Annotated in this window: 11 protein-coding genes and 1 pseudogene; 8 read left to right on the top strand and 4 right to left on the bottom strand. The window is 39.6% G+C overall.

Features of this window, described 5'->3' with window-relative positions:
* Positions 1-95 precede the first annotated feature (95 nt).
* The 8 genes from L1967_RS21690 (at position 96) to L1967_RS21655 (ending at position 8,283) form a co-directional block, all read left to right on the top strand.
* Positions 96-2,327 carry a TraG family conjugative transposon ATPase gene (locus tag L1967_RS21690; RefSeq protein WP_249603589.1) on the top strand — a complete coding sequence of 744 codons (2,232 nt, stop codon included), beginning with the start codon at positions 96-98 and terminating at the stop codon, positions 2,325-2,327.
* A 17-nt stretch (positions 2,328-2,344) separates the two neighbouring features.
* Complete coding sequence (locus L1967_RS21685) at positions 2,345-2,941, top strand: TrbJ/VirB5 family protein (protein ID WP_249603588.1); 597 nt, start codon at positions 2,345-2,347, stop codon at positions 2,939-2,941.
* 20 nt (positions 2,942-2,961) lie between these two features.
* Positions 2,962-3,807, top strand: a complete 846-nt coding sequence (locus tag L1967_RS21680; RefSeq protein ID WP_420856431.1) for a hypothetical protein — start codon at positions 2,962-2,964, stop codon at positions 3,805-3,807.
* A 32-nt stretch (positions 3,808-3,839) separates the two neighbouring features.
* A complete protein-coding gene (locus tag L1967_RS21675; RefSeq protein WP_249603586.1) occupies positions 3,840-4,451 on the top strand; it encodes a conjugal transfer protein TraK in 612 nt (203 codons plus the stop codon).
* 23 nt (positions 4,452-4,474) lie between these two features.
* Positions 4,475-5,419: a conjugative transposon protein TraM gene (gene traM / locus L1967_RS21670; RefSeq protein ID WP_249603585.1), complete on the top strand. Its 945-nt coding sequence runs from the start codon at positions 4,475-4,477 to the stop codon at positions 5,417-5,419.
* A 93-nt stretch (positions 5,420-5,512) separates the two neighbouring features.
* Complete coding sequence (locus tag L1967_RS21665; RefSeq protein WP_249603584.1) at positions 5,513-6,313, top strand: DUF4138 domain-containing protein; 801 nt, start codon at positions 5,513-5,515, stop codon at positions 6,311-6,313.
* Between the two features lie 164 nt (positions 6,314-6,477).
* A complete protein-coding gene (locus L1967_RS21660) occupies positions 6,478-7,365 on the top strand; it encodes an NmrA family NAD(P)-binding protein (protein WP_249603583.1) in 888 nt (295 codons plus the stop codon).
* Positions 7,366-7,371: 6 nt separating this feature from the next.
* The gene (locus tag L1967_RS21655) at positions 7,372-8,283 is read left to right on the top strand and encodes an alpha/beta fold hydrolase (protein WP_249603582.1); all 912 of its coding nucleotides are present in this window, start codon (positions 7,372-7,374) and stop codon (positions 8,281-8,283) included.
* 119 nt (positions 8,284-8,402) lie between these two features.
* Here the strand turns inward: L1967_RS21655 and L1967_RS21650 are convergent, their stop codons facing one another.
* The 4 genes and pseudogenes from L1967_RS21650 to L1967_RS21635 all read right to left on the bottom strand — a co-directional run.
* Positions 8,403-9,005, bottom strand: a complete 603-nt coding sequence (locus L1967_RS21650; protein WP_249603581.1) for a short chain dehydrogenase — start codon at positions 9,003-9,005, stop codon at positions 8,403-8,405.
* Between the two features lie 30 nt (positions 9,006-9,035).
* On the bottom strand, positions 9,036-9,824 hold the full coding sequence (locus L1967_RS21645) for a PhzF family phenazine biosynthesis protein (protein ID WP_249603580.1): 789 nt from the start codon (positions 9,822-9,824) through the stop codon (positions 9,036-9,038).
* 217 nt (positions 9,825-10,041) lie between these two features.
* Positions 10,042-10,428, bottom strand: a complete 387-nt coding sequence (locus tag L1967_RS21640) for a winged helix-turn-helix transcriptional regulator (protein WP_249603579.1) — start codon at positions 10,426-10,428, stop codon at positions 10,042-10,044.
* A gap of 59 nt (positions 10,429-10,487) precedes the next feature.
* Positions 10,488-10,599, bottom strand: a pseudogene (locus tag L1967_RS21635) (IS5 family transposase); the annotation flags it as partial.

Genomic DNA, 10,599 nt, shown 5'->3' with positions numbered 1-10,599 from the left:
AATGAGGAAAAAACTTAAAAATAAATAGTAAATTTAACCACAGTAGAATCGATTTTGAGCACTTAGTTTGCTATGCTCACTTTCCTCCGGCGCATGTGGTTCACTTTGACCGGCTCATCCAGAAACAGGATAACTACCGAAAATCAACTTATACGGCTGAGGAACTTCCAAAAGATACCTTTCTGCAACAAGCCACCAATCATTATTTTAAAAATCGGGAGTACTTACAGCACCAAAGCTACCTGTTTTTTGTACTTCCCCTGGACAAGCATCTAAAAGCTTCCAAATATGTCAACCCGTTTCGGAAGACGGAAAAAGGTATTCATAAAAAGTTGGATCACCAGGTCAGGGAATTTATTGGTGCGGTGAATGATGCTGTATCCTTTATTAATAACAGTAGAAAAATAAATGTTTCCCCTTTAGGTCAAGAGGCAATTTTGGAATTCACCCACTCCTATTTCAACGGGTTCCACGAGGACGTAGATACGGATATCAGGCTGGATCAAAACGGAATTGCCATTGGTGATTATCATTTTGATGTACTCGCAATCAATAGTGAACAGTGCTTTGGAGAAAGCCTGCAAAGTAGTAAAGTCAATGAAAAATTCACTTCTGATCATTTCACTTTTCATCAGGGCTTTATCGATGGGTTGGGATTGGATTTGGAAGAAGACCATATCATCAACCACATTCTTTATCTGGATGATAAGCACAAATGGCGAAAAGTACTGGAAAAGAAAATCGAGGAGCTTTCCAAGAGCTCCAACTTCGGAACCCAAAACAAAGTGGTATTAAAGAAAATCCGTGAGATCGTTAATCACATCAATGAAGATGAAAGTTCACGGATTATCCGTGGCCATCTCAACATTATTTTTTGGTGTCAGGAAGCAACAGAACTTGGTCGCATAGCTTCCAAAATAAAAACGGAATTTAAGGAACTGGATATGCTTCCATACTATCCCAAAGGAGAAGAGCGTAAGCATTATTTTTTAAATTCCTACCCCTGTTTTACCTCCAACTTTTCCAATGAAGATCTCTATGTAACCGATCTTAAACACGCCCTATGCCTATATATCAATAATACCAATTACCGCTCCGATCATACAGGCATTATCTTTAATGACCGCCAACATAATATCCCGGTCCTAAAAGACGTGTGGGATGAAAAAAAGAAACGTATCAAGGCACGCAACTTTGCCATCTTCGCCCCCACGGGCGAAGGGAAATCCTTTTTGGCCAATAACATCCTTCGTCAATATTTTGAGAGCGGTGTACGCTTGGTCATCATCGATCTGGGCGGTTCCTATTCCAAATTTGCCAAACTCTATCCTAGCGATCATATTATTTTACGCTACGAGCAGGGAAAAAACTTAGGGATTAACCCGTTTTATATTTCTAAGGAAGCAGATCTTACTCCCGAACGTCTGGAAGATTTGTCGGTATTCCTTCTCGAACTTCTGGCTGAAGGTCAAAAAGTATCCAAAGGCAAGGAAGTAGCGATGAAAAAGGTGCTCTTACAGTATTACCAGCAAATCCGTAAAAACCATTCGCTAGCTTCTTTATACCACTTTGTTGATAAAAACAAAGATACGCTCATACAAGGATTAGGAATCCGGGAGGCACATTTTAGTACTTATGATTTCCTGCATATTCTTTCGGAATATGTAGAAGGAGGCCTTTACAGCTTTTTATTTAACGTGGGAGCCGATCAAACCTATAAGATTGAAGACAAACGGATGATCGTTTTTGAACTGGATGAAGTCCGTGACAATAAGGAAATCCTATCGGTGATGCTGAAACTGATCAAATCGGCCATCCAGCGAACCATCTGGCAAAACCGGTCGGAAAAAGGCATTATTCTGTTTGATGAATTTGCCAAGCAACTGAAGTTTGCCAATGTTTTGGAAAGTGTGGAATTCTATTACCAGGCCATCCGAAAACAAAACGGGGCTATTGGGATTATCCTGCAATCCATCAATCAATTACCCAACAATTCAACTTCGGCCAGTATTCTGGAAAACACCCAGGTGATCTATAGCCTTCGTAATGAAAAAGGTTATGGCGAATTGCAGAAACGCCTAAACCTCTCGGCCCACGATCTGAACCAGTTATATTCCATTCGGAATAACCTTACCAGGGAGCGCAAATACACCGAAATGTTTATCAAAATAGGGAAAGAAAGCAACGTGTTCCGTTTGGAAGTACCCCCGGAAGTCTATGCAGCCTATCTGACCGATGGTAGCGAGAACGAGACCATAATGGCCATTTATAAACAGACCAATGATATGGAAAAGGCCATTGAACGCTTCCTAAAAGAAAAAGTATAACCCAAAATCAACATTCTATGAAACATCCTATAAATCGAAACATCAAAAGATTCGTGATAACCTTATCCATTGCCCTCTTTTCATCAGGCCATATTGTGGCCCAGGGGATGCCGGTGTATGATAATACGAATTTTATCAGCCTGGCAAAACAATTAATCGAATCCGCAAAACAAACCTCGAACTTACTAAAGACCGTCGAGTTTCTTAAACAACAGAAAGAACGGATCGAACAGGTAAGCAATGTGATTCAGCAATTGGATGCCGTAGGAAAATTGATTCAGAATAACCAATATCTCTTTAATATGGTACAGGGCGATCTGCAAGAAATCCTCAACTCCCCGTATATCAAACCCGATGAAATCAACCGGGTGACAGCATCCTTTGAGGAAATTATTGACCGTTCGATGGAGAGCGTGGATTATGTAAACAAAATCCTCACCAGTGATTATCTAAAAATGAGCGATGCGGAAAGAGCTACCGTATTAAAAGATTATGAAACGAGATCCAATGAGATGGTCGCCGAGGTGCAGAACAAAACACGCCGGTATAAAGAAATTATTTCCTTTCGGAAAATGCAGGATCATATCAATAACCGCCCACTAAGTGGGATGTAATAAAAAGCTTAAATGAAATGATGGGTGCTATGATAAGTCCAGGTTTGGGATTGGAATATATAGATACGGTCTTTCAAACGATCAAAGACAGTGATTTTTCTCAGTATACCATTACCGGGATGAAAACACTGGCCGTATTGTTTTTCCTGATCAATATCCTTAAAAAATATAATGAAGGGGTGGCTGCGACCGATGGACATACCTGGGGATTACACCCCACCGAACTTTTTAAAAACTTTGCCATTGTCCTGCTGGTTATTTTCTCCACACAGGTATTGGACGTATTTGATAACATACTGGTGGCTATAGAAGCCCAATACCGGGATACGGCCCCGGCACTCCTCCCCTTGCAGCTTAGTGATGTTGATCTTGAACGGGATGTGGGCGCCGTAGCGGCCGCCAAAAAAGCACTGGCACTGTTATACGAAGCCTTGGTCACTCCGCTATACGGACTTAAAATTCTTGCTTTTATTATTGGGGTGATCCTATGGCTGTTGGATCTGTTTATCTATCCACTCTTTTTGGCCGAGCGCTATTTTCTGTTGGGAATAATGCAGGCATTTTTTCCGCTGGTGATTAGCCTGGCCGTATTTGAAAAATTCCGTTCTCTGGCCTATACCTTTTTTAAGCTCTATGCCGGGGTATATATGCTCGTACCGGCATTTTTTCTGGTCAATATTTTTATCAATAACCTCTATACGGAAATCAACACCCATTTTTGGAGCGATCTCTTCGGGGCAGATTGGGGAGGCGAGTTTTTTGCCCCGGTCATCGAATGTGCCTCCATCGGTTTTATCGTCCTGCTCAAATTTAAGCTCTACCGCAAGGCCAGCACTTTTACCCTGCGACTGTTTACCGGAGGTTAATGTTTTAAAGAACCGTATAAATCTAACACAAAATGAAAATACCATATCAAAATATTTACAAGGTCTTACGAACCAATCGTTTTATCGTACTCTCCTCGGTAATTTGCTCGGCCGTGGTCTGTATCATTTCCGTACTAATCGTCATCAAACTCCACCGGGAATCCCAGAAAAATGCTTTTGTGATTAATGGGGACGGTAGCGTTATTCCCCTGAAAGTGGTGAAGCAACGGGAAAACCTGAAGGTCGAAGCCCTGGCCCATCTGGAACTATTCCATCGCTATTTTTATGGGCTTAATGCCAATAATTACAAAAGTAATATCGAAAAGAGCCTATGGCTGGGAAACAGTTCCGTATCTGACCTCTATCAGCAAAAACAGGCCGAAGGGGTCTATAACCGGCTTTTGCAGTATTCCCTGGTACAAAAGGTCATTAGTATTGATTCGCAGGTTAACCTTCAAAATCAACCCTACCAATTTAGCACCACCACCATCTTTGAGATCAACCGTGGATCGGTAACTGACCGCTATGAATTGAAAACGGCTGGAAAACTGTTGCAGGTCGACCGCAATTTTCCGCACAATCCGCACGGCCTGCTCATCACCGACTTTTTTGAAAATAGCCTTCGAAAAATTAACCCTGAATAATACTTATTACTAAATCCATACGTATGAAACTTCAAAAGAATAAAATCGTAATGATACTGATCGTGGCCAGTGTCGTCCTGTTTATCGTTGCCTATTCCATCATCACTTTTGGCAAAGAAGAAGAAACCAATATTGACACCAATCAGGTACCGGTTCCCAAATTAGGGGGCGACCAAAAACAATATGAAACAAAAATGGAAGCCCTGGAAAGCATCAAAGAGGAACGCGAGATCAATGCACCAAGCGTCTATGATGAAGCGTTACTGGATGCTACCGGAAATTATGATCCTGACCTAAGGGATAAAGAAAAGCGGCGGATGATCGACAGTATTTATTCGCAAGGGAATATTGATTATGCCAGCAGCACCTACCGGCAAGAACAATCAGTTCCCCTCACCTCTGCTCCACTCCAAAACGATATGTTGCCCAGGAAAATCGATAAAAAAGAACGGGAAGCGGCCGCCAAAGAAATGGGGTTGGAACATCAACTCTTTTTTGCCTCCGAGCCAAAAGAGAATTTAAATATCCTATCCCAAAACACAGACGGACAATTATATGTTCAAGTTGATGGTACACAGACCATCAAACAACATTACCGGCTTCGAATGCGGCTTTCGCGAGATGCCCTGATCGATGGGAAATTAGTTACCAAAAATACCCTTCTGTATGGCTTTGTGAGTTTTAAACCCAATCGCACCCTACTTACTATCGAGCATATTAAAGGCAGAGCGGTTTCCTTCGAGGCCTATGACCTGGCCGATGGCAGTGAAGGGATTTATATCGAGAACAGTTTCCGTGAGGAGGTGCGCCGTCAGGTAGTAGGCGATGTCGTGGATGAAATCGAAGTGCCGGGAGTACCACAGGTGAGCGGTATCAAACAGCTTTTTAGAAGGAGTAACCGTCAGGTTAAAGTCACCGTACTAGATGGCTATCAATTACTATTAAAAATACCACAGGAACATTCTTAAAATCAAATCTTATGAAAAGTCCATAATGGGCATTTGAAAAAAACTGATCGGTAGTTATAACATTATCTCAAACCTTTTAAAATTATTATAGCGATGAAAAAATATATTTTGATAGTCTTACTGGCTTTGGCAAGTCCGTTGAAGGCTCAAAAAGTTTTAAATACCTTATATGCGAATGATAAAAAGAACGTAGCCTTGTTTTTCCCGAGTGCTATCCGACAAGGCATAACCGGAGCATCCCATTTCGTGTTTACCTATAACCGGGAAAAACGGCAGTATTTTGGATTATTACAGGCCCAACCCGGAGAAGAAAGTAACCTTTTGGTGGTTACCAATGATGGGAAAGTCTATTCCTATATGCTGAAATATACCAAAGAACTTCCCAAGCTGAATTATTTTATTTCCACAGACGAAAGTATTGGAACGGAAATCCCGGCCAAAGTGATTCCCAAGCCTTCAAAAGAAAAAAAGGATAGTCTGGAAAAGCGACAGGAATATTTTCAGCGGTTTTCAGAGTATCTGATGAAATCAGGAAAAAAACAGTCCAAGACCAAACGTAAGAGAGGTATCAAGCTTCAGTTACAACGGATCGCCTACAATGCTTCAGAAACCTATCTGGTAATGGAACTTACCAATACTTCGGGAATCACGTTCGAATTAGATTTACTAAAGGTATACCGCGTTAGTGGCAACAAAAAAAGAAAATCATCCTTTCAAAAACTGGAAATGAAACCAATCTATACCTACAAAATGCCTTCGAAGATCTATAACAGCCAATCTGTACGCTTGGTATACGTGCTGCCCAAATTTGTATTAGGTAGTAAGGAGAAATTGCAATTGGAATTAAAGGAGATGAATGGGAGCAGGAAGGTATTGCTGAAAAAGCGACTTTAGATTTTATAATAGTTTACTTTCTATTTTTTCTCAGTTTATTAAGTATGGAGTTCTCCCAGTTCATCAGTCTCAACTTTCATCCTAACTTTTTCCTACCAAATGGTAGTTTTAGCAATGGTATTCCGGCATACATTTGAACTATAGTGTCAAAAAAATCTATAGTAATGAAAAAGAAAATTTTAATTGCCGGTGCTACCGGGATGCTTGGTGGTAAAATCGCTGACTATCTTTTACAACAAGGAGCTGAAGTCATCGCCATTGTTAGGGAGTCCAGCAATAAAGAAAAAATTACCCCTTTAAAAAATAGTGGGGTAACCGTGATACCTCTTCAAATGGATGATCGCCTGGCGCTCCAAAAGGCGTGCGAAGGAGTTTCCTGCGTAATTTCAGCTGTAGCCGGTTTACGGGAAAGCATTGTCGATTTTCAATCGCGCCTGGTAGATGCGGCCATTGCGGCTAAGGTACCCCGGTTTATCCCTTCCGATTTTTCAACAGATTTTACACAAATGGATAGAGGTTTCAATCGAAACTTCGATCTCAGAAAAGAATTCAAGGTCTATTTGGATAAGCAACCTATACAGTCGACTTCTATTTTTAACGGGGCTTTTGCCTACCTCTTAAACTACAACCTTCCGTTATTCAATGTAAAGGAAGGAAAAGTACTTTTTTACGGGGAAAAACAGGATTTTTCAATCGATTTTACAACGGTAGAAGATACCGCCCAATACACCGCCAAAGTAGCTTTGGACGATAAGACTCCCCGAAACCTGCATATTGCCAGTTTTAGTCCGAATCCAAAGGATTTTGTAGCGCTTGGAAAACAATTATTTGATAAAGATTTTGAACTGATCAATGGCGGATCCTTAGAAGATTTCGCTACTGTAATCCAGGAAAAGAGAAATGCCAATCCGCAGGGCGAACAGGAACTGTATGCCGATTGGCAACAAATGCAATACCTGCACAGTATGTTTTTGGTGCATCATTTAAAACTGGCCAACAACCGCTATCCAGACCTTAAATGGACATCTATAACACAAGTAATCAAAAAATAAGAATCTATGGAAACTCAAGCGCAATATTCAGATAAGGAATTGGTCAAACAATTACCGGGATTTACCAGCCATCTGATCACGGTAAATAACATTCAGTTACATTATGTAGCAGGAGGTACGGGGCAACCGCTTATTTGCCTTCCCGGCTGGCCGCAAACCTGGTATTCTTTTCATAAGGTAATGCCGGCACTGGCAAAAAAATACAGGGTGATTGTAGTAGATATTCGGGGAATGGGCAGCTCAGACAAACCCTTTAATGGCTACGACAAAAAAACGATGGCCAAGGATATTTTTGAACTGATCCAAAAACTGGGGATCAAAAAAGCACACGTATTGGGACACGATATTGGTGGGATGGTGGCTTCAAGTCTTGCTTTTAATTATCCGAAGGCTGTGGATAAACTTATCCTGATGGATGGCGCCCACCCGAGCGAAGCAATGCGGGAAATGCGCCTGCTCCCTATGCCGGGAACTTTTGGAGATAAAATAAATGATAAAATGCCATTTTTATGGTGGATGGCTTTTAATCAGGTAAAGGAATTACCAGAACAGCTATTGGAAGGCCGATTTAGGTACCTATTAGATTGGCTGTTTTCTTACGTAATGTTGGATGATGCTAAAATGAGTGATTTTGACCGGGAAGTTGCCGCCTACCATTATAATCGGCCTGAAAACATTAGGGCATCTAATGCCTGGTACCAGGCTTTTGAACAGGACATCAAGGATATGAATACCTACGGCACCCTGCAAATGCCCGTTCTGGGGATGGCCAGCGAAAGCAGCTACGAGTTTATGAAGCAGGGATTGCCCTATATTGCAAAAAATGTAGAGGTGATTAAGGTAGAAGGCTCTGGGCATTATTTTAATGAAGAAAATCCACAGGCCGTCATTGATGCCGTGCTTCATTTTCTCCACTAACGTATTGCAAAGGGAGTATAAAAAAAATACTCCCTTCTTCTTTAGGTAAAAGGAAGTGGCGCTAAAAGTTCCTGTATGTTCTCAAGCAAACTCGATGAAAGAATTTGGTTTACTTTCTTCTAGGCGTAAACCCGAATTATTTGTCCGTTAATTTTTCCTTGAACACTTTTCACATAGGCATTAACAACTTTACTCATAGGAACAGGATTATGACCGGGAAAAGCATTTTTATATTTGTCATAAGCATCCTCAACCATATCAGGCGAAACAACATTTACCCTAAGACCATTATCAATTTCCAAAACTACGGCTTTAACAAAGCTATGAATACCACCATTTACCAGGGCTGCACTAGTTGTCTGAACAACGGGATCGTCCGCTAAAACACCCGTAGTAAGGGTAATTGAGCCATTTGGATTGAGATATTTTCTTCCTATCCTGACAAGATTTACCTGTCCCATAAGCTTACTTTTCAAACCAATGTAATAATCTTCTTCACTTAATTTGTTAAACTCCGCCCATTTTGCTTCGCCAGCAATACAAATAATTGCATCTAGTTTGCCTGTTTTTTCAAACATTTCCTTGATGGATACACTATTTGATATGTCGACAGTTAGATCACCACTTGTTTTACCTGCAATTATGACTTCATTATCATTTTTGAAGTGATGAGCGACTTTTCGTCCGATTGTTCCGTTTCCTCCGATTATTAAAATTTTCATTGCATCTTATATTATTAGTTATTAAAATTTTTAACTCAAAAAGATGTTACCTTCCAAGTATAATTTTCCTTGTCCTCCTATCTCAACACTTTCATTTAAATATTTACAATAAAAATGACCTTTGCGAGATGATAATTGTTTTGCGGTTAATGAGTTCTTCCCAAGATATTTTGCCCAATAAGGTATTAACAAGGTATGAATTGAGCCTGTTGCAAGGTCTTCATTAATATTAATCTGTGGTGCGAAAAATCTCGATACAAAGTCAACTTCATTTCCTACAGCGGTAATGATAACTCCTCGTCCTTCTAACTGAGAAATAGTCTCGAACACAGGTCTCACCCTTTTTATTTCTTCTTCATTAGCAAAAACGAGCAAGTATTCTGATTCACTTTTATAGGCAAACTTAGGTTTTATATCGAATCCACTGATTATCTGTTCTGACATTTCTATTTCCTTAACATTGATAGCTGGAAAATTCAGTACAATTAACTCCTCGATTTTAGTTGCGATTAGAGAACCACTTTTAAATGAATTAAATTCAATGCTATTCTTATTATGATTCTCATAATTGAATAACACATAAGCTGCCGCCAATGTTCCGTGACCACATAGATTTAATTCAACTGTCGGGGTAAACCATCTTATTTCATAATAGTTTCTTTGTTTGACATAGAATGCTGTTGCTGCCATATTGTTCTCCCTTGCAATATTTTGCAAAATATCATCGCTTAACCAGTATTCCAATGGACAAACGGCTGCCGGATTTCCCGAAAAAACCTTGTCTGCAAAGGCGTCTATTTGATAAATTTTAAGTTTCATATTTATTGTTTTTGAAAATGATAAAATTATTTTCAAGTTTTATCAGTGAAAAAACATCTCTTCTATGAAGCAATTGATTTCAAAATTTAAGGAATAATTAGTTTGACTGAAGATCCGCGAATACGTTCAAAAAAGGAGATATCGAAGTTATGACTGAGATTTCATTTTTTAGTTCTATAACCAACTAGATATTTGTTTTTGTCAATTCACTAATTATTTAATTTGCTCCATTTATTTTATTTTGAACACTTACATATTCCTTATGCTTTGCCCCCCACCGCTCTAGTTCTTTAATAACCGGTTTTAATTCATTTCCTATTGAAGTTAACTCGTATTCCACTCGTGGGGGCACTTCCGGATAAACCGTACGTTTTAAAATTTTATTTCTTTCCAATTTCCTTAATTGTAACGTGAGCACTCGATCAGTTATGTTAGGAAAGATCTCTTTAAAGTCTGCAAATCGAAGTTTTTTTTCCAAAAGCGCATAACAAATAGGTAAAACCCATTGTCCGCTGATAAGGTTAGACGTATAAACTTCTAGGCAATCATTCTCTAAGGATTTCTTATTTGAAAAGTTGGTAGATGTTGGTTTTATTATAGACATAACTTACATATTTGTTAGTAACATACATTTGGTTTCTTATTTTATTTCTTAGAACTCGTTTAAACTTTTTCCTTTTTGAAGGGTTTGAACTTTTTCAAGGCTAATACAATAAAAGCAAGATAGTTAAACCCTTTCCAGCTTGCCACGGTAGTATCAAACCTGTTTAGTAAC

The organism is Zunongwangia pacifica (assembly GCF_023499215.1).
In the GTDB taxonomy this organism is placed as follows: domain Bacteria; phylum Bacteroidota; class Bacteroidia; order Flavobacteriales; family Flavobacteriaceae; genus Zunongwangia; species Zunongwangia pacifica.
This window is presented reverse-complemented; position numbering and strand designations above follow the sequence as displayed.